This window comes from Hymenobacter sp. 102 (genome assembly GCF_049949205.1).
Classification (GTDB): Bacteria; Bacteroidota; Bacteroidia; order Cytophagales; family Hymenobacteraceae; genus Hymenobacter.
The window spans coordinates 3,892,672-3,913,267 of sequence record NZ_CP188172.1 but is presented as its reverse complement, the minus strand read 5'-3'; the positions used below and the strand labels follow the sequence as shown (position 1 = coordinate 3,913,267).

Below are 20,596 nucleotides of genomic sequence, written 5' to 3'. Positions count from 1 at the left end.
TTCTTTGCTTCTCTCATGCTCGACCGGATTCAAGCCTTCATTCAGGAACATACCCTCTTCTCCCCCACCGACCAGTTGCTGGTAGCCGTCAGCGGCGGCCTCGATTCGGTGGTGCTGGCCGAGGTACTGCACCGGCTGGGTGTGAAGTTTGGGGTGGCGCACTGCCACTTCGGGCTGCGGGGCGAAGAAGCCGACGCCGACGAGCAGTTTGTGCGCAAACTGGCCGACAAATACGAGGCGCCCTACTTCGTGGAGTTTTTCCAGACCAAGAAGTTTGCCGAACAGGAGGGTATTTCGACCCAGATGGCTGCCCGGGCTCTGCGCTACGAGTGGTTTGAGCGCATCCGGGCGCAGCAGGGCTACACGGCCATTGCTACCGCCCACCACCAGCGCGACACGGCCGAAACCATGCTGCTCAACCTCACCCACGGCACCGGCCTGGCTGGCCTGCACGGCATCCGGCCCAAAACCGGCCACCTGGTGCGCCCGTTGCTGGCCGTGAGCAAGCCCGACCTGTACGACTACGTGGTGGAAAACCGCCTGATCTGGCGCGAGGATGCCAGCAACGATTCGCCGGTGTACCAGCGCAACCGCCTGCGCCTGGAGGTGCTGCCCGTGCTGCGCGACATCAACCCCAGCCTCGACCACACCATGAGCATAACGGCGGAGCGCGTGGGCGCGGCCGAAGAAATTGTGCGCCGCTACGTGGCCGATACCGCCGCCCAGGCCCAGCGCCAGGAGGCCGAAGTTACGTACCTCGACATCCGCCTGCTCCAGAAAACGGCCGCCACGGCCCTGGTGCTGCACGAGCTGCTGCGGCCCTTCGGCTTCAGCTACCTCGTCACCAAAGACATTGTGCAGAGCTTCGGGGCCGAGCCGGGCCGCCGCTTCGAGTCGCCGACGCACCAGCTGGTGAAGGACCGGGAGCAGCTGGTGATTACCCCGCGCAAGCTCCAGCACTTTGGCACCCACCAGCTGCAGGCCGGGCAGGAAGCCCTGAAAATTGACGGCCTGCACCTGCGCACTGAGTTGCTGGAAATAACCGAGGGCTACGCCGTACCGAAGGGCAAAGCCCTGGCCGCCCTGGATGCCGACGTGCTTAAGTTTCCACTCACAGTACGCCCCTGGCAAGAAGGCGACTGGTTTATGCCCATCGGCATGAAGGGCAAGAAGAAGCTCTCCGACTTCCTCATCGACCAGAAAGTGCCCCTCAACCTCAAAGACAACGTGTGGGTGCTGGTGTCCGCCGACGGCAAAATTGCCTGGGTTATCGGTTTCCGGCCCGATGAGCGGTTTAAGGTAACCGAGAATACCGAGCGGGTGCTGCTGGTGAAGCGGATGTAGTACATATATTACCACATGTCACAAATAGCCATTATCTACATGATACAAACTATTGACTTACTGATATTTGCCATTTTGCAGCATTGTATTTTCGCCAACAGAGCAAGATGCACCCAGTCACAAACAGCAACTTTCTGCCCTTGACTGCTCGCTGATGCGACGGGTTATTGGGGTATCATTTCATCTAACCCTTACCCTATCATAAAAAGAGTTCTTCTAATGGCGCCCTGTTGGGTGGCGTATCGTTCAGCAGTATGGCGGCATCTAGTGCAAGTCGCATCAGTGCCAAGCCCAAAGTTGACAAACGAAATACGCGTGTATCTAAGAAATTAGTAGTTGAAGGATGCGGATGGGTGAGCTTCAGTGTCAGCTGCGGTGACTATGATTCTAATAATAACCCCATCGATTTCCTTGGCCGCACATACGCTTGTAGCTCAGTCGACGTTTTTGACGCGAAATACAGATTACAGGAAGAGCATTGCTACTAACTCCTATCTATATAAAAAGCCACACTCATATGAGTGTGGCTTTTTATATACAATTGTCATCAACTCGCAGAAGAAATTTTTATATGAAAAAACAAATTTTACTTTACCTTTTATTCACCGTAATTCTGCTCTCATCAAGCAAATTTATGAGTATGCACCCATCGTCCGCAAAAATTATTTTTTTATACCGGATGACAAGCAGACCAGATTCTACATCGAAAGCAACATGGACCGAACTCACTCAACTGGCTATTTCAGATAGTATATCAGAATTCAGAAGCATTGCCCGTTACAAAGCCGATTCTCTTATTAACAAATATCAACATACCGAATTAAACTCACCTTTGTTTCATGAGGGAATGAATGAGATGGATAATCTTCCCCGGTATAAGTTTGACGGTATTGTTATAAAAAACTTTAAATACAACACATGTACTTATTTTGGAACAATTGGAAAAGTAATATCATATTATCAAGAAAAAGATTATCCAATGAAATGGCGAATTTCATCGGATACTACAACCATAAACGGTTACAGGTGCCAGCGTGCTTACACAAGCCTAGGCGGCAGGGATTATGCTGTCTGGTTTACCCGACAGCTTCCATTCAGCAATGGACCTTATAAATTTGGAGGATTACCTGGCTTGATTATACAAGCTGTAGACAAAACAAATAGCTACCGTTTTGAACTCACACATATGTATAAACCAGCCAAAGAATATGCTATTAGAATGCCACAAGAAGTAATGACTCTGGCAAAAACAACAGTTAATGTTTCTAAAAACAAGTATTACACTAGCTATTTTGATTACAAAAATAATTTTATAGAAAATATAACAAACAACGGAATGGTACAAATTAATAACATGGAGGCGTTCAAAAAAAATCATCTGGAAAAACTAAAAAAGCGCAATAATCCAATAGAGCTTAAGTATTAAAATGTTAGACATATATAAATACAGAGCATATTATATCATTCCATTATTGTGGATTACAACAGCTATAGGTTACGCCCAAACTACGCTTACCGGCACCATCACCGATACTCGGCATCAGCACATTCCGGGGGCGCTGGTGGAAGTGCAGCCTCTGCCGGGACTGGATGAATCGGCCGTAGCCGTGACCGATGAGGCGGGGCGTTTCCGGGTGCAGTTGCCGTTTGCCACCGATTCGGTGTTGCTGAGCGCCCGCAGCCTGGGCTTCCGGGACCAGACGCGGCGGCTGCGCAACCATTCGCAGGCCGTAAGCCTCACTCTGCCAGACAACCTCACCCCACTCCGGGAAGTCACCATCAAGGCTCCGCCCATCCGGCGCGAGGGCGACACGCTCAGCTACCGCGTATCGGCGTTTACCGAGAAGAAGGATCGGGTACTGGCCGACGTGCTGAAGAAAATGCCCGGCGTGGAGGTAGAGGCCAGTGGGCGCATTCTGTACGAGGGCCGGCCCATTCAGAAGCTCTACATCAATGGGGCCGATTTGCTGGAGAGCCGCTACAGTCAAGCCAGCAATAACCTGCCCGCTGACGCTGTGCAGGACGTGCAGGTGCTGAAGCGCCACCAACCCATTGCGGCGTTGCGCGGGGTGCGGCAGTCGGAGCAGGCCTCTTTAAACATCAGTCTTAAAAAGAACATTACCGCCACCGGGCAGGGCCGGCTGGGCGTGGGTGCGCCCCCGCTGCTCTGGCAGGCCAACCTTGCCCCCATGCTATTTACGCCCCGGCAGCAGCTGCTGGATACTTACCAGACCAACAACACCGGCCAGGACGTGGCCACCGAGCTGAAACCGTTGGGTCTGGATGAGCTGCAGCGGCTGCGGGAGCCGGGCCTGCGCCGGCCCGACCTGACCAGTATTCAGGAGCTGGGCCAGCCCCCGCTGCCCGCCAACCGCTGGCTGTTCAACCGGGTTCATTTAGTCAATGCCAACCATCTGGTGCCTTTCAGCAAAGACGCCAACCTGCGCGTGAATGCCTTCTACCTTACCGATGAGCAGCTGCGCCGGGGCAGCACCCGCACCCGCTATACCCTGCCCGACGGACGCGCCATCACGCTCACGGAGGACAAGCGCAACGTGCTGCGGCCCCACCAGCTGAACACCGATTTGGCCTATATCCGCAACGTGAAACGGTACTACCTGAAGAACGTGCTGAGCCTGGCTTCCAGCTGGGAGGAGCAAACCGGCCAGCTTACCCGCAGCCTCGACGCTGAGCCCGTGCGCCAACGAGCCCGCCTGCCCTTCACCAGCCTCAGCAACCGGCTGGGGCTGGTGCAGCCGCTGAGCCGGGGGCGGATGCTCCAGGTAAATTCGGTGCTGACGCTGGCCACCAGCCCCCAGCGGCTGACGGTGGAGCCGGGCCCGCTGCCGGAAATGCTGACCGCCGGGCTGCCCTATGCCCAGGCCGCTCAGCAGGCCCGGCAGCGCACCTTTTACACTAGCAACTCGGCGGCGCTGCTGTGGGGGCAGGCCCGCTGGCGCTACACGGCCGAGGCTGGCATCACGCAGGAGCTGCCGACGCTGACCTCAGCCTTACAGCTGCCCGCTGAGTCCGAAGCCCCGGCTGATACGCTGCAGAACCAGCTACACGCCCATCAGGCCCGGTATTACCTGCAACCCGCCCTGGCCTATAAAACCGCCCGGTGGAGTCTGGAGGCCGAGGCCCCGCTGAGCTACCGCACCCTGCGCGCCACCGATGCGCCTTTGTTCGCTACTCAGCAGCGCCGTTGGCTAACGCTAGAGCCCCAGGTTTCGGGCCGCTACGAGTTGAGCGGGCTGTGGCACACCAAGTTTGGGGCTGACCTGACCACGCCAGCAGGCAGCCTGGAGCAGCTGTACTACGGCTACCTACTGCGCGACTACCGTACTTTGCAGCGTAACGCCGCCCTGCTCACCCGCCAGCGCGTGGTCAGCGGCCGGCTAGGCTTCCACTACGAAAACCCACTGACCTCCTGGTTTTACCAAGCCACGTACAGCTTCAGCAGCACTACTCGCAACCAGCTGCTGCGTAGCCTGGTGCGCCCCGATGGCTCTTTGACCACCGTAGCCGTGGCCCGGCGCACGGTGGCGCCCACGCATACGGTGGCAGCCCAGGCCAGCAAGTTCATCAGCCCTTGGAAAACGAGTGTGAGTTTGCAGCTGAGCGGCAGCAGCAGTCAGCAACCTGTGCTCTTGAATACTATCCTAGCTACCACCCGCAGTCGGCAGAGCACCGCGCGTTTGCGGGCCAATGCCTCGCCCATCAGCTGGGCCAGCTTAGAGTACACCGGCCAGCTAACACTGCTGGGCAGCCAAGTGGGTGAAGCGGCCCAACCTACCTCCCGTATGCAGGAGCACCGGGCCGGCCTAGCCTTTTACCCTACCGACCACCACCAGGTACTGCTGACCGCCGAGTATTTCCGTAGTACCGGTGCAGGCCCGGCCGTGCGCACGTTTTTCCTGGATGCCACTTACCGCTACACCCTGCCCACAGCCCGCAAGCTGGACGTGGAGCTGAAAGCCAGCAACCTGCTGGACGCCCGCACCTATCAGTATGCATTTGTCTCGGACTTCGTACTGGTGCAAAACGAGTATGAACTGCGGCCCCGTCAGCTACTGATTTCGGTGCGGGTCGCCTTCTAAGCGCGCGGGGCTTTTTAGGAAAAGTCTCCCTTTTTACTTCTCATATCTAACTTCTATAAAGTAGCTTTACGCGCATCCCATAGTTCACACCCAATTCCATCCACTGATGAAAGTTACCGTAGTTGGAGCCGGCAACGTAGGCGCAACCTGCGCCGATGTACTGGCCACCCGCGAAATTGCCAACGAAATCGTCCTCGTTGACATCAAGGAAGGCATTGCCGAAGGCAAAGCCCTGGATATCTGGCAGAAAGCCCCCATCATCGGATACGACTCCCGCACCGTGGGCGTAACCAACGACTACTCGCGCACCGCCGACTCGGATGTGGTAGTAATTACCTCGGGCCTGCCCCGCAAGCCCGGCATGAGCCGCGACGACCTGATTGCCACCAACGCCGGCATCGTGAAGTCGGTAACCGAGCAGGTGGTGAAATACTCGCCCAACGCCATCATCATCGTGGTGTCGAACCCGCTGGACGTAATGACCTACCAGGCCCACCTCACCTCCAAGCTGCCCCGCGAGAAGGTATTTGGTATGGCCGGCATTCTGGATACGGCCCGCTACCGCGCCTTCCTGGCCGAGGCCCTCAACGTGAGCCCCAAAGACATTCAGGCCGTACTGATGGGTGGCCACGGCGACACCATGGTGCCCCTGCCCCGCTACACCACCGTGGGCGGCATTCCCGTAACCGAGCTGATTGGCAAAGAAGAACTGGACGCCATTGTGCAGCGCACCGCCGTAGGTGGTGGCGAGCTGGTGAAACTGATGGGTACCTCGGCCTGGTATGCTCCCGGTGCCGCCGCCGCCCAGATGGTAGAAGCCATCGTGCGCGACCAGCGCCGCGTGTTCCCCGTGTGCGTAGAGCTGCAGGGCGAGTACGGCATCAACGGCGTGTACCTGGGTGCTCCGGTTATCCTGGGCAAAAACGGCATTGAGCGCATCATCGAGCTGCAACTCAACGACGAGGAAAAAGCCCTGCTGGAAACCTCGCGCGGCCACGTGAAAGAGGTAATGGACGCCCTCGACAACATGAGCAAAGCCGAAGCCTAGTCGGTAACGGCTGGTATCACCCGAAACGGCTGCTCCGCACTCGCGGGGCAGCCGTTTTTATGTGCGTCTGACGGAACTGAACTGCGCATTTTTCTGAAGCCAGCCCTTTGACCTTTTCCGTCAAAAGAGGAGCTGTTACGCCTATTTCTACACGCACGACCCCAAGCACATCACCTACGACATTCCCTGACGATGCCCGCTGCCGCCGACGTACTTGCCCGCCTCCAGGCCCTGGCCAACCCCAACCGTGCCGGTGGAGTAGCCCGGTTCTTCAAGACTGGCCCCGGCGAGTACGGCGAGGGTGACCAGTTTCTGGGCCTGACGATGCCCCAGCAACGAGCCTTGGCCCGGGAGTTTCGGGCGCTGCCAATGGCTGAGGTGGAGCAGCTGTTGCGTAGTCGCTGGCATGAGGCCCGGGCTGTGGGCCTGGTTATCTGGACGCTGCAGTTTGCCAAGGCGGGCCCGGCCGGGCGGCAGGCCATCCATGAGCACTACCTCGCCAACCGCCACCGCGTGAACAACTGGGACTTGGTGGATATTACCGCTCCTACCCTGCTGGGCAGCTACCTACTGGATAAGAATCGGGAGCCGCTGTACGAGCTGGCCGCCGAAAATCAGCTGTGGAGCCAGCGTATGGCCGTGGTAGCCACATTGGCCTTCATCCGCAAGGGCCAGTTTCAGGATACCTTCAGCTTGGTGGAGCTGATGCTTGCCCATCCCCACGACCTCATGCACAAAGCTATGGGCTGGATGCTGCGCGAAGTAGGCAAGCGCAACGAGGAAGCCCTGGAAGAATTTCTGACCGACCACCACGGGCAGTTACCGCGCATCACCCTGCGCTACGCCATTGAGCGGCTACCACTTGAGCGGCGCACCTGGCACATGCGCAAATAAGAGCGGGCCGCCTCTGCTCCCAGAAGCGGCCCGCGTGTAGCCGGTGACGAAATTATTTCTGGCTGGCCCGAAACAGCTTCTGCTTTTCCTCCTTGCTCAGACTCTCGTAGCCGGAGTGCGAGATTTTATCCAGAATCAGGTTGATTTCATCTTCGCCGGGTTGGGAAGCAGGTCCTGATTTGGTTTTAGCGGCTGGCGCGGCTGGAGCTGAGGCAGCGCTCCGGTGCGTAACGCGCAGGTTGGGGCGGCCCGTTACCAATCGTACAAAGAAGTCCCCTACGGCCTGCACGGGGCGGCCCAGGTCGCGACCAGCCTGCAGCTGCTTTACGAACAGGTAGCCCAGCAGCGCCCCGCCGATGTGGGCAATGCCGCCGCCGGGGTTACCCTGGTTAATAGCCAGCACCGACAATAGGATAACCACGGCGGCAATGTACTTGATGCGCACCGGACCCAGCAGGAACAGCATAAACGTGTAGTCGGGCAGCAGCGTGGCGGCGGCCATAATAATGGCCGTTACCGATGCCGAAGCGCCGAGCAACGGAATCCCTACCATAGGGCGCAATGCCGGCAGCAGGTTGAAGCTCAGCAGGAAAAACAGTGCCCCGGCCAAAGCCCCCAACACGTACAGGCTCACCAGGCGCCGGTCGCCGAGGTATTCCCGGATCAGCGCCCCGAAATAGTACAGGTTCAGTAGGTTGAACAGGATATGCCAGAACTCCTGGTGGGAAAAGGCATACGTGAGCAGCGTCCAGGGGTGGCGCAGCAAACTAGGAACATCGGAGGGCAGCTGGAATTGCCGGAGTACATTCAGAAAGTAGTCTCCTACCCCCGAAAGGCTCATGATGGCCTTGGTGAGCACCAGAAACACGAACACGAGCACGTTAATCAGCAACAGCTGATTCAGCGCATTGTCGCGGCGGCTAAAGGCAGTTCGAATGTCGGTAACGATACTCATGCGTGGTGGGGTGGATGGAAGCAGTACGTCCGGAGCAACGGTGGGGTGGCCGGAAATTCCGCAATTTTCGTGCAAGCTGCTACCCGAAGCTTCAGCCTGCCATATTTAGTACAACCGGGTGCGGTTGCGCTGCCAGATTTGCAACAACACGAAGCCCACCAGCATTCCGCCTAGGTGCGCAAAGTGCGCCACGTTGTCGCCGGGTATACGCCGGACGCCGAAGAAGAACTCAAACAGGCCGTACAGGATAACGAAGTATTTAGCTTTGATGGGCACCGGCAGCGGAAATACCATCAGCGTAGTATTGGGGAACAGCATGCCAAACGCAATCAGAACCCCAAACAGCGCCCCCGAAGCTCCTACCATTGGAGTGTTCAGGCTGTTTTCGTAGAGCCGATTAAACACTTCCAAAGTGGTACTCACCACATAGGTATCACCTGGATTTTTATGCAGCGCTATGGCAGCTGGCTTGAAAGTCTCTACCTGATCGGGCAGGTTGGTTTCGGCAAATTGTAGCAGGTTAAGATCTGTAGGTTCGGAACGAAACGCCTCCAACTGCTGGCCCATGTGGTGTACCTCGTAGGTGCGTAGGCCATCGTACAGCACCCCAGCTCCTACCCCGCAAATCAGCCAGAATGTGAGAAACCGCTTAGCACCCCACCGCTCCTCTAACAACGGCCCAAGCGAAATCAACCCAAGCATATTAGAGAAGATGTGGCCGGTATCGGCGTGCATAAACATGTACGTCAGGAACTGCCAGGGCCAGAACATTGGTGAGCCAATGGGATACAAGGCCAGCAGATCAAGGTTCAGCAGGTACTTGCTCGCAATGAACACCACCACATTGGCGATGAGCAGGTTGCGAACCATGGGGGTGAATTGGAACATAGCGGACTACTACAGGCGGGATGGTTGCAAAAGGTGAAGCTACTCAGATACGTAGTGCATAGCGTAAGTGCCGGACCCTACAGAATTTTTAAGCCTACTTCCGGAACAGCTCCTGAATCTGGCCCATTTCCAGCATCACAATGGTACGGCGGCCATCGGGAGTATAGTTGGGTACGGTGCAGGCAAACAGCTTATCCACGATAGTTGTCATTTCGCGCTCCGAGAGGCGGGCCCCACCGGCACTGGCGGCCACACGCCGGGCCAGCGCCCGGGCCATCTGCTCGCGCCGGTCCAGCTTCATGGGGCCGGCCGAGTTCCGGAACTGCTCAATGAGGCCTTCCAGCAGCTCCTTCTCGTCGCGGGCGGGCACATCGGCCGGAATGCCCTCCACGGCAATCGTGTTCTTGCCGAAATCGGTGAACCGGAAGCCCAGCGCCTTCAACGACTCCTCTACCTCCCGCAGAATGGCAAAATCCTGGGGCGTGAAGGTGATGGTGCGCGGAAACAGCAGGGTTTGCGAGGCACTCACCTCCCGCTCCAGGCTCTGGGCATACTGCTCGTAGAGAATCCGCTCCCGGGCCGCCACCTGGTCAATCAGCATCATCCCCGATTTTACGGGTACCAGCAGATACTGCTGGTGCAGCTGCAACACCTTATTGCCGGGCCCGGTGCTGGATTCGCGCAGCGGCAGTTCCGGCGACGTGGCCGGGGCCGCGGCCACACTGGGCAACACCACCGGCGCAGGTGGGGTGGGCTGGTCGGTGGCCGGGGCCCAATCCGGGGCGGTGGGCATGGCCGTGAAGCCCGCGCGCAAATCGAGGCCGCCGGGAAGCGGGGCTTGCTCATCGGCCGGCAGGTCCTCATCCGGTGCCAGGGGCGTGATGGTGGGCACGGGTACGCCTACGGCCGTGGCCTCGTGTTCCACGTCGGGCACGCTCAGCTGACTCAGGCTTTTATAGAACTCCTCCAGCTCCCGCTTGGCCTGCTCGGTGGGCCGGGGCGGCAGTTGCCGCTCGTAGGCATCAGCGGAGGCAGGACGGCCGGGGCTTTTGGCCGCCGCCCGGGCCGCCGAGGCCAGCGCATCGGGCTGGTAGCTGTCATCGAACGGGTTTTTCTCCTGGCCCGAGAGCCGGAGGGGTTGAATGGGCGCGAAGTTCACGTTGCCGTCGAAATCCAGCGACGGGGCCATGTTGTGCAGACCCAGACTCTGCTTGGCCGCGGCCCGCACAATAGCGTACACCGTTTTCTCGTCCTCGAACTTGATTTCGGTTTTGGTGGGGTGCACGTTGATGTCGATGGACTTGGGGTCAAGGTCCAGGAACAGCACGTAGAACGGGTGGGTGTCCTTGGGCAGCAGGCCCTCGTAGGCCGTCAGCACCGCGTGATTGAGGTAGGCCGAGCGGATAAAGCGGTTATTGACGAAGAAAAACTGGTCGCCCCGACTTTTCTTGGCCGACTCCGGCTTGCCGATAAAGCCCTTCACCGACAGAAACGGGGTTACCTCCTCCACCTGGGCCAGCTGCTCCTTGTAGCCGTTGCCCAGCAACGCCACAATGCGCTGGCTGAGCTTGCCGGCCGGCAGGTTGAACACCTCCAAATCGTTCTGGAACAGCGAGAAGCTGATCTGGGGATTCGCCAGGGCCACGTGCTGAAACTCATCCAGAATGTGGCGCATTTCCACCGCGTTGCTCTTGAGGAAGTTGCGGCGGGCCGGCACGTTGAAAAACAGGTTTTTCACGCTGATGCTGGTGCCGTCGGGGCAGGCTACGGGCTGCTGGCTGGTAATCTGGGAGCCTTCTACCAGCAGCAGGGTGCCGGTATCGTGGCCGCGCTGCTTGGTACGCACCTCCACCTGGGCCACGGCCGCAATGGAGGCCAGGGCCTCGCCCCGGAACCCGAGGGTACGAATGCGGAACAGGTCGTCGGTGGTACGGATTTTACTGGTAGCGTGGCGCTCCAGGCTCATGCGGGCGTCGGTGGGGCTCATGCCCGAGCCGTTATCCACCACCTGCACCAGCTGCTTGCCGGCTTCCTTGATGATGAGCTGCACCTGCGTGGCCCCGGCATCCACAGCGTTTTCCAGCAGCTCCTTTACGGCCGAGGCCGGGCGCTGCACCACCTCGCCGGCGGCAATCTGGTTGGCTAAATATTCGGGCAGAAGTTGAATGATATCGGCCATAGCGAAGCTAAAATCAACGAAAAAAAGGCGGGTGCGCTGGGCAGGCGTACGGCAGCTATCCGCTTGAGTACAACGGGCCTCGGGAATTTATGCGTAAGTTTGCGGCCAACTTTTGTGCGTACCACCGGAGATTAATTCGTTGGTTCCTGCGTTGGGAAGTGAGGCAGGCAGGGATTCAAAGGCCAACTACAGCGGCCCCTTATCCCGGCCGGCAGCCCTACCCGGCACCCTTTTTGGAGGGGCAAAAGTAGGGCTTTTCGGCTCGCCTACCAGTTCTTTACCTCTTCAGCACGAACCACCGGAGCCGATGCTCAAAGACTTTCGGATTGGACTTTTCCTGCTAGTACTGGCCTGCCTGGGCTGGGCTGTTTCCTCCTCGGTGCCCCGCGACAACGGGGCCCGGCCCATGTCGGTGGCGGAGCAGAACTGGGTGGACAGCGTGTTCAACTCGCTCACCCCCGACCAGCGCCTGGGCCAGCTATTTATGGTGGCCGCCTACTCCAACAAGGATAAGCGCCACGCCCAGGCCATTGAAGGCTTGGTGCGCAACCAGGGCGTGGGTGGGCTGATGTTCCTGCAGGGTGGGCCCCGCCGCCAGGCGCTGCTCACCAACCGCTACCAGGCCGCCGCCAAAGTGCCCCTGCTCATTGCCATGGACGCCGAGTGGGGCCTGGATATGCGCCTGGACTCCAGCATGCACTTCGCTAAGGGCATGACGCTGGGGGCTATGGATGACGAGCAGTACGTGTACCAGATGGGCCGCGAAATTGCCCTGAAGATGAAGACGCTGGGCGTGCACGTGAGCTTTTCGCCGGTGCTCGATGTGAATTCCAACCCCGATAACCCGGTGATTGGCAACCGCTCGTTCGGGGAGAACAAGGAGCAGGTAGCCAGCCGGGGCGTGCAGTATATCCGGGGCCTGCAGGACCACGGCGTTATTGCCGTAGTAAAGCACTTCCCCGGCCACGGCGACACCGATGTGGACTCGCACGTTGCCCTGCCCGTTATCAACTCCGATTTGGGCCGCCTCACCAACGTGGACCTCTACCCCTTCCAGAAGTCATTTGAGCAGGGCGTGATGGGCGTGATGGTGGGCCACCTCTATATGCCGCTGTTTGATACAGTGCGCACCCTCTCGGCCACGGTTTCCAAAAACCTAGTGACGGGGCTGCTGAAGGAGAAGATGAACTATCGAGGCTTAGTATTTACGGATGCGCTGAACATGAAAAGCGTATCTAACCTCTACAAGCCTGGGGAACTGGATGCCTTAGCCTTGGCCGCCGGCAACGACGTACTGCTGTTTTCGGAGGATGTGCCCATAGCTCTCACGAAAATCAAGGAGGCCATTGCGGCTGGCAAAATCGACCAAACCGACGTGGACCAGCGGGTGCGCAAGATGCTGCGGGCCAAGTTCTGGGCCGGCCTCAACCACTACCGCCCCATCGACGTGCCCAATCTGATGCAGAACCTGAACCGGCCCCTGAGCCGCATGGTGCAGCAGCAGATTTACGAGCACGCCACCACGGTGGTGAAAAACCAGGACGATATTCTGCCCTTCCACCGGCTGGATACCCTGCGCGTGGCCGCCGTTACCATTGGTTCGGATGCGCCCACCTACCGGGAAATTATGGGCAAGTATCAGAATGGGCCGGTGTACGCCGTGCCCAACCGCTACGCCCTCGACAGCACGTTTGCCCGCATCAGCAGCCGCCTCTCACCCTACAACGTGGTGGTGGTGAGCCTGCACAACATGAACAATACTCCTACCCACAGCTACGGCATTGGGGAAGGGGCACTGAAATTCCTGAAAGACCTGCGGGCCAACCCGAAAATCAAAACAGTGGTGGTGGCCTTCGGCAATGCCTACTCGCTGAAGTTTCTGGAGGAAAACCGCAACCTGGTGTGCGCCTACGAGGACAATTACGCCTCGCACCTGGTGGTGCCGCAGGTGCTGTTTGGGGCGCTGCCGGCCAAGGGCCGCCTGCCCGTTACGGTGTCCGAGAACCTGAAGGTGGGTACCGGCCTGCCCACGCCCGACTTCAAGCGCCTGCGCTACGGCACGCCCGAGGAAGTAGGCCTCGACTCGAAGGTGCTGGCTCAGATTGACAACGTGGCCCTGGAGGCCGTGGCCTACGCCGCCGCCCCCGGCTGCCAGGTGCTGGTGGCCAAGGATGGCATGGTGGTGTTCGATAAAAGCTACGGCTACTGCACCTACGACAAGCAGCAGCCCGTCAACAGCACCACCCTCTACGACCTAGCCTCGGTAACGAAAGTAGCCGGCACCCTGCAGGCCATTATGTACCTCAAAGACCAGGGCAAGCTCAACCTCGACGAAAAGGTAGCCACCTATCTGCCCGAGCTGAAAGGCACCAATAAAAAGGACATGACGGTGCGCGAGGTGCTCATGCACCAGGCCGGCCTCAAGCCCGGCATTCCTACCTGGGAAAAAACCATCACCAAAACCGGCCCCAAACCCACCTTCTACGCCAGCACCGAGTCGGCCGAATTCTCGCGGGAGGTAACGCCCGATTTGTTTAGCCTGCGCACCTCCGAGGACTCCGTGTGGACGTGGGTGCAGCGCTCCGGCCTGCTGCCCAAAACCAAGGGCAAGTACCCGGTGGAGTATTCTGATCTGAGCTTCATCATTCTGAAGCGGGTAGCTGAGAAAGTGCTGCAGCAGCCCATTGATGAGTTCCTGCAGAAGAACTTCTTCCAGCCGCTGGGCCTGGGCAACATGACCTACAACCCGCTCAGCAAATTCCCCAAATCCTGCATTGCCCCCACCGAAAACGACACGTACTTCCGCCGCACCCAGTTGCAGGGTACCGTGCACGACCAGACGGCGGCTATGATTGGGGGCGTGGGCGGCCATGCGGGCCTGTTCTCGAATGCCAACGACCTGGCCATCTTGATGCAGATGAATCTGCAGAACGGCCGCTACGGTGGGCAGCGCTACTTCCAGACGCCCGTGGTAACCGAGTTTGCCCGCAGCACCGAGGCCGGCAACCGCCGCGGCCTGGGCTGGGACCGGGGCGACCCGACCAAGCCCGAGGGTCCCACCAGCAACCTGTCGCCGGCCAGCACTTTCGGCCACACCGGCTTCACGGGCACCTGCGTGTGGATGGACCCCGAAAACAAAATCCTCTACATCTTTCTTTCTAACCGCGTGTACCCCGACGCCGGCAATAACAAGCTGCGCCAGTACAACATCCGCACCCGCATCCACGACGTAATCTACAAGTCGCTGCAGAAGACATGATGTGTTGTCCAGCTTTTCCGTTCCTTTGATTCCGCAATCGGCGGCAGTACGTTCCTCGGAGCGACCTGCCGCCGATTTTTTTGTCCTTGCCCTGCCGTTGCGGGTTCCGCGCAGCATCTGAAGCCGACGCTACTGTCGAACCCCGGATTCTGTCGCATGACCCCATAACCGGCTCTCCCCTCTCTCACCACTTCAGCCGTTCCCGCAACGGCGCAAGCTCAAGCTACCGCTCACATGAACATCGGCATTGTCTGTTACCCTACTTTCGGCGGCTCCGGCGTGGTGGCTACCGAGTTGGGCAAAGCCCTGGCCCAGCGCGGCCACCGCGTGCATTTCATCACCTATAGCCAGCCGGTTCGTCTCGATTTCTTCAACGAGAACCTGTTCTACCACGAGGTCTACATTCCGCCCTACCCGCTGTTCCAGTTCCCGCCCTACGAGCTGGCCCTGGCCTCAAAGATGGTGGACATTGTGCAGAACGAGAAGCTGGATGTGCTGCACGTGCATTACGCCATTCCGCACGCCTCGGCGGCCTACATGGCCAAGCAGATTCTACTCACCCGCGGCATCCGCATTCCGGTAGTTACCACCCTGCACGGCACTGATATTACCCTGGTGGGCAAGGATGCCAGCTACGAGCCGGTAGTAACCTTCAGCATCAACCAGAGCGACGGGGTAACTTCCGTATCAGCCGACCTGCGCCGCGAAACCTACGAGTACTTTGCGGTGGAGAAGGACATTGAGGTAATTCCGAACTTCATCAACCTCACCCGCTTCCAGAAGCAGAACAAAAGCCACTTCAAGGCGGCCATTGCCCCCAATGGCGAAAAGCTGCTGGTGCATACCAGTAACTTCCGCTCCGTGAAACGCATCGACGACGTGGTGCAGATTTTTGCGGGCGTGCGCCGACAGATTCCGGCTAAGCTCCTGCTAGTAGGCGACGGCCCCGACCGGCCCCGCATCGAGAAACTGTGCCGGGAAGTAGGTTTCTGCGACGATATCCGTTTCCTCGGCAAGCTGGAAGCCGTGGAGGAGGTGCTCAGTATTGCCGATTTGTTCCTGATGCCTTCCGAGAAGGAAAGCTTCGGGCTGGCGGCCCTGGAGGCCATGGCCTGCGAGGTGCCCGTAGTCAGCTCCAACGCTGGCGGTATTCCCGAGCTGAACGAGCACGGCGTAACGGGCATGGTTAGCGAAATCGGCGACGTGCCGGATATGGTGAAGAACGCCCTGTTCGTGCTGGAAGACGAGAACCTGCCCCGCTTCAAAGCCGCCGCCCGCGCCCACGCCGAAACCTTCGCCGTGGAGCACATTGTACCCCGCTACGAAGCCTGCTACCAGCGCGCCATTGCCGCTTCTTTGGTGACGGCGTAGGGGTAAAGAGTAGAAGCCTGTCATTGCGAGGCTGGAGGCCGAAGCAATCCGTCCTTTTCAAGGCACAAAATCTCGATATGCAGAAAGCCCCTGACGTCCGTGCTGACGTCAGGGGCTTTCTGCATTTATACCTAATTGTTCCGGTTACTGACTGCGTGGAGGCTCACTGCTACTCCTCATGCGGAGGAGCAGAGGTGCCACTCAAGTAAGCCATGCCAGCCGTTAATACTGCTGTAATCAGAATCAATAGAAACGTACTGCCAGACTCATTTTGTCCTGTTTCGTGGCTCCCCATGGCAAGAAACATTCCTCCCCACCAACTGGTGAAAGCCATGAACAAGGTGGCGGCACGACTGGGATGCTTGTCGGTTGCGTTGGCTATCAGCACCTGCATTAGCAGCCCGATGCCAAGTGGAATGCCTACTGCTAATAGGATAAGCGCCCATAGCGTTGAGCCCATCGACGCACCTTTGTTCATTTCGGCATGCGCGGGCACACTTGTCAGCACCCATACCATGCCGGCAGCAGCAATCCATGTATACTTCTGCATCAGAACATAGCCACCGCCTCGCGCTTCACGGCCAGCAGAGCGGCAGCGGTGGGGTCGGGCTGGTTGTCCTGCATGAGAGTTTCCAGCACCCGGCGGGCCAACTCGGGGCCGCGGGCTTCCTGCGGGTTGGGTAGGCTGCGGAACTGGGTGCTGATGAGGTTTACGACTGCTTCCTGCGCCTGTTTTACGGCGTCCCAGGTTTCGGGCTGCATGTAGAGCTGCTGGCTGAGGTTGTGCTCCACCTCGGCCCGGATTTCCTGCAGCAGCAGACGGTGGTAGTCGGCGGCGGGCAGGCCGGCGCTGCTCACGCGCACCAATAGGTTGTTGGGGCTGATACGCTCCAGCAGCAGCGTCACGCGCTCCAGGGCCTGCAGGCGCAGCGGCAGGGTGGTTTTGCTGGCTTCGAGGCGCATTTCGATGAGGCGGCGCTGCTGCTCCCGCTCCAGAAACTGCTGAAACAGGTAGTAAATAGCTCCGGCTACGATGAGCGCCGGCAGAATAATTTTAAGCAGGTCGAAGATGTACGCAGTAGAATCCATGCGAGAGGGAGTAGCAGAAAAAGCCCCACGGCAGCTGCCCGGGCCGGCAAAGATACTTCGTGAACCGGAGGGCCCAAGCCGTTGTTATACGACCAAACGCACCAAGCGACCGACGTAGTGTGGCAGCCCCGATGCCAAGCAGCATTCGGAACTACTACTTGCTTCGTATCTTTGTCGCCTTACTTTCCTAAACAAGAACTCACTATGGCAACGGCCGTCTCCACGAAACTTGCTCCCATCAGCCTCACTCCCCGCGCGCTGGAGGAAGTCCGGAATATTCTGGTTGAGAAAAACGTACCCGGCGAATACGGCCTGCGCGTGGGCGTGCAGGGCGGCGGCTGCTCGGGCATGAGCTATCTGCTGGGCTTCGACAAACCCAAAGACCAGGACGAAACCTTCGACCTCGACGGCGTACTGCTCATCATGGATAAGAAACACGCCATGTACGTGCTGGGCATGGAGGTTGACTTCCAGGACGGCCTCAACGCCCGCGGCTTCGTGTTCAACAACCCCCAGGCTAAGAGCACCTGCGGCTGCGGCTCGTCGTTCTCGGCGTAGTCAGCCTCTCTTCCTACAGTAAAACGAGCCCCGGCAGTAGTCGGGGCTCGTTGCGTTTTATTGGACCTCCCGGGGCCTGGCCCGGTTGTAGAGACGCGATACTTCGCGTCTCGTCGTTGCTGACGTTGTTTTGGCTGGTTCAATTCTGGTCGTCCCCACGATGAGACGCGAAGTGTCGCGTCTCTACAACTGTTCTGCTGGCACCCTTTTCTACCCTGCTTAGTCAGAAAAGCGTTCTGATGAGGATAGTAGCTGCATCACGGCAGCGGGGTCAACCACCTCGATAATCAGCTCCTGGTATTCATCATGCTCCAACTCGATGATAAGGGCGTTTTCGGCACGGTGTACGTCCCAGAAAATGCGCTTGTTATCTTGGTAAAACGTGCCGGCGGCCAGCAGGCCAGGAATGTGGGTGCCAGGGGCCCGAATACCTTTCCACCAGCCTTTCAATATCTGCGGATCCTGCCGCACGCCGCGGATATGGCGGGCCGGAATCTGCAGCTGGCTTTTGAAGGCCCACAGCTTATGCAGGCCCTTCACCCGGAAGGTTACCAGGTCGCCGTCTTTGGTTACTTCTACCACGGGGTTTTATAGCTTGAAAGAATGGAGGATATTGGCGGTAAGTTAGCATGCTGCGCGTAGCGGCGGCTTCATGCCCCCGGGCAGATATTCAACCACCCAATTTCTGCGAATTCTCTGATGCGGTACGTACTCTCGGTTGGGCTGCTGCTGGCGGCCCACGGCCTGCGGGCCCAGGCCTTCACCCCCACCGAAATTGCCCGCTGGCAACAGCAGGCCCGGCAGGTCACCATCACCCGCGACACCTGGGGCGTGCCCCACGTGCAGGGCCAGACCGACGCCGACGCCGTGTTCGGGCTGCTGTATGCGCAATGCGAGGACGATTTTCCGCGCGTCGAAACCAACTACCTCGACGCCATTGGTCGCTTGGCCGAAGTGGAGGGCGAAGCGGCCCTGTACCAAGATTTGCGGGCCCGCCTGTTCATGGATACCACCCAGGCCATCCAGCTCTACCGGAAAAGCCCGGCCTGGATGCAGCAGCTGCTCAACGCCTTCGCCGACGGCACCAACTACTACCTCTACACCCACCCCACGGTGAAGCCCCGGCTGCTGCGCCGCTTCCAGCCCTGGATGCCGCTGCTGTTCAGTGAGGGCAGCATTGGCGGCAACATCAGCGTGGTACCACTGGAACGGCTCAAGAACTTCTATGGCAGCCAGCGCAAATCCACCTCCTGGGTGCGGCCCGATGCAGGACTGCTGGAGCGGGAGCCGGTGGGCTCCAACGGGTTTGCCATTGCGCCCGCCAAAAGCGCCAGCGGCCACCCGTTGCTGCTTATCAACCCGCACACCTCGTTCTATTTCCGGCCCGAGGTGCAGGTAACCAGCCGGGCCGGCCTCAACGCCTACGGGGCCGTTACGTGGGGCCAGTTTTTCGTGTACCAAGGCTTCAATGAGCACTGCGGCTGGATGCACACCTCCAGCCAGGCCGACTCGATGGACGAGTATCTGGAAACCATTGAGCAAAAAAACGGCAAGTACTACTACCGCTACGGCCGCAAGCTGCGCCCGGTGCAAACGGCTACCGTCACGCTGCCCTACCGCCAGGCAGATGGCACCATGAGCCGTCGGCAGTTCACCACCTACCGCACCCACCACGGCCCGGTGGTGGGCCAGCTGAGCGACACCCGGTGGCTGACGGTGCGCATGATGGACACGCCGCTGGCCGCGCTGGAGCAGTCGTTCCTGCGCACCAAGGCCACCGACTACGCCAGCTTCCGGGAGGTGATGAAGCTGAACGGCAACGCCAGCAACAACACCGTGTTTGCCGACAGCAAGGGCACCATTGCCTACTGGCACGGCAACTTCATGCCCCGCCGCAACCCGCAGTTCGACTGGAGCCAGCCCGTGGACGGCAGCAACCCCGCTACCGAGTGGCGGGGCCTGCACAAAGTGGAGGAGCTGGTGCAGGTGCGCAACCCGGCCAGCGGCTGGATTCAGAACTGCAACGCCACGCCCTACACGGTATCCGGCCCCAGCAGCCCCGCCCGCAGCCAGTACCCCGCCTACATGGCCCCCGACGCCGAGAATTACCGGGGCATCAACGCGGTGCGGGTGCTGGGCCGTAAGTCGGTATTCACGCTCGATACGCTGATTGCCGCCGCCAAAGACCCGTACCTGGCCGGGTTTGAGGAGTTGATTTCGGCCCTCACGAAGGACGTGCAGTCGGTGCAGGACGGCCCCAACCCGCCCACCGCCGAAGTGCTGGAAGCCGCCCGCCTGCTGCAGGGCTGGGACCGGCGCTACGTCCGCACCTCGGTGCCCCAAACGGTGGCTACCTACTGGGCCGAGCGGCTGCTGCGCCTGGGCCGCAGCCGCGCCCCCGCCAACCAGCCCCTCGACTACATCAGCCTCACCCAGTTCACCATCGGCCACACCACCGCCCCCGAGAAGGTGGCGGCTTTGCAGGAAACTCTGGACGAGTTGACACAGGACTTTGGCACCTGGCGCACCGCATGGGGCGAGGTAAACCGGTTTCAGCGCCTAACCGGCAACGTGGAGGAAACCTACCGCGACGACCAGCCCAGCCTGCCGGTGGCCTTCACCTCCTCGGCCTGGGGCTCGTTGGCGGCGTTTGGCTCCAAGGCCCGGCCCGGCACCAAAAAACGCTACGGCGACGTGGGCAACAGCTTTATTGCCGTGGTGGAGCTCGGCCCCCGCGTGAAAGCCCGCTCGGTGCTGGCTGGCGGCAACAGCAACCTGCCCACCTCCCCCCACTTCCGCGACCAGGCCGCCCTCTACGCCGAGGAGAACTTCAAAGACGTGTGGTTTTACCCCGAAGACATCCAGCAGCACGTAGAGCGCACGTATTCGCCGGGGCAGTAAAGGTTTCCTT

General features: G+C 59.4%; 15 protein-coding genes. 9 read left to right on the top strand and 6 right to left on the bottom strand.

Annotated features, from left to right (window positions below):
* Positions 1-15 precede the first annotated feature (15 nt).
* The 5 genes from tilS (at position 16) to ACN19L_RS16805 (ending at position 7,386) form a co-directional block, all read left to right on the top strand.
* Complete coding sequence (tilS, locus tag ACN19L_RS16825; protein WP_426490625.1) at positions 16-1,344, top strand: tRNA lysidine(34) synthetase TilS; 1,329 nt, start codon at positions 16-18, stop codon at positions 1,342-1,344.
* A gap of 571 nt (positions 1,345-1,915) precedes the next feature.
* The gene (locus ACN19L_RS16820; RefSeq protein WP_426490624.1) at positions 1,916-2,770 is read left to right on the top strand and encodes a GLPGLI family protein; all 855 of its coding nucleotides are present in this window, start codon (positions 1,916-1,918) and stop codon (positions 2,768-2,770) included.
* 46 nt (positions 2,771-2,816) lie between these two features.
* On the top strand, positions 2,817-5,444 hold the full coding sequence (locus ACN19L_RS16815; protein WP_426490623.1) for a carboxypeptidase regulatory-like domain-containing protein: 2,628 nt from the start codon (positions 2,817-2,819) through the stop codon (positions 5,442-5,444).
* Positions 5,445-5,550: 106 nt separating this feature from the next.
* Positions 5,551-6,492 carry a malate dehydrogenase gene (gene mdh / locus ACN19L_RS16810; protein ID WP_426490622.1) on the top strand — a complete coding sequence of 314 codons (942 nt, stop codon included), beginning with the start codon at positions 5,551-5,553 and terminating at the stop codon, positions 6,490-6,492.
* A 192-nt stretch (positions 6,493-6,684) separates the two neighbouring features.
* Positions 6,685-7,386 carry a DNA alkylation repair protein gene (locus ACN19L_RS16805; protein WP_426490621.1) on the top strand — a complete coding sequence of 234 codons (702 nt, stop codon included), beginning with the start codon at positions 6,685-6,687 and terminating at the stop codon, positions 7,384-7,386.
* Positions 7,387-7,438: 52 nt separating this feature from the next.
* On the opposite strand, the gene ACN19L_RS16800 is transcribed toward ACN19L_RS16805, so the two are convergent.
* The 3 genes from ACN19L_RS16800 to mutL all read right to left on the bottom strand — a co-directional run bounded on the left by ACN19L_RS16800 (position 7,439) and on the right by mutL (position 11,408).
* Entirely contained in the window at positions 7,439-8,341 is a 903-nt protein-coding gene (locus ACN19L_RS16800; RefSeq protein ID WP_426490620.1) for a rhomboid family intramembrane serine protease, read from the bottom strand.
* Between the two features lie 105 nt (positions 8,342-8,446).
* Positions 8,447-9,229, bottom strand: a complete 783-nt coding sequence (locus ACN19L_RS16795) for a rhomboid family intramembrane serine protease (RefSeq protein WP_226265947.1) — start codon at positions 9,227-9,229, stop codon at positions 8,447-8,449.
* A gap of 94 nt (positions 9,230-9,323) precedes the next feature.
* Positions 9,324-11,408, bottom strand: a complete 2,085-nt coding sequence (mutL, locus tag ACN19L_RS16790; RefSeq protein WP_426490619.1) for a DNA mismatch repair endonuclease MutL — start codon at positions 11,406-11,408, stop codon at positions 9,324-9,326.
* 307 nt (positions 11,409-11,715) lie between these two features.
* Here mutL and ACN19L_RS16785 point away from each other — a divergent pair, with 307 nt between their 5' ends.
* Together ACN19L_RS16785 and bshA are read left to right on the top strand one after the other, a co-directional pair.
* Positions 11,716-14,667 carry a glycoside hydrolase family 3 N-terminal domain-containing protein gene (locus ACN19L_RS16785; protein WP_426490618.1) on the top strand — a complete coding sequence of 984 codons (2,952 nt, stop codon included), beginning with the start codon at positions 11,716-11,718 and terminating at the stop codon, positions 14,665-14,667.
* A 234-nt stretch (positions 14,668-14,901) separates the two neighbouring features.
* Entirely contained in the window at positions 14,902-16,038 is a 1,137-nt protein-coding gene (gene bshA / locus ACN19L_RS16780; RefSeq protein WP_226265934.1) for an N-acetyl-alpha-D-glucosaminyl L-malate synthase BshA, read from the top strand.
* A gap of 169 nt (positions 16,039-16,207) precedes the next feature.
* Here the strand turns inward: bshA and ACN19L_RS16775 are convergent, their stop codons facing one another.
* Both ACN19L_RS16775 and ACN19L_RS16770 read right to left on the bottom strand, forming a co-directional pair.
* Positions 16,208-16,588 (bottom strand): hypothetical protein, encoded by a 381-nt coding sequence (locus tag ACN19L_RS16775; protein ID WP_426490617.1) that lies wholly within the window; start codon positions 16,586-16,588, stop codon positions 16,208-16,210.
* Positions 16,588-17,127: a hypothetical protein gene (locus ACN19L_RS16770; protein WP_426490616.1), complete on the bottom strand. Its 540-nt coding sequence runs from the start codon at positions 17,125-17,127 to the stop codon at positions 16,588-16,590. Before ACN19L_RS16770 ends, ACN19L_RS16775 begins: the two co-directional genes overlap by 1 nt.
* Before the next feature lie 204 nt (positions 17,128-17,331).
* On the opposite strand from ACN19L_RS16770, the gene ACN19L_RS16765 reads away from it, so the two are divergent.
* Positions 17,332-17,685: a HesB/IscA family protein gene (locus tag ACN19L_RS16765; protein ID WP_226265928.1), complete on the top strand. Its 354-nt coding sequence runs from the start codon at positions 17,332-17,334 to the stop codon at positions 17,683-17,685.
* A gap of 219 nt (positions 17,686-17,904) precedes the next feature.
* On the opposite strand, the gene ACN19L_RS16760 is transcribed toward ACN19L_RS16765, so the two are convergent.
* Complete coding sequence (locus ACN19L_RS16760; protein WP_426490615.1) at positions 17,905-18,267, bottom strand: hypothetical protein; 363 nt, start codon at positions 18,265-18,267, stop codon at positions 17,905-17,907.
* Between the two features lie 117 nt (positions 18,268-18,384).
* Between ACN19L_RS16760 and ACN19L_RS16755 the strand changes: the two genes are divergently transcribed.
* Positions 18,385-20,586, top strand: a complete 2,202-nt coding sequence (locus ACN19L_RS16755) for a penicillin acylase family protein (RefSeq protein ID WP_426490614.1) — start codon at positions 18,385-18,387, stop codon at positions 20,584-20,586.
* Positions 20,587-20,596 lie beyond the last annotated feature (10 nt).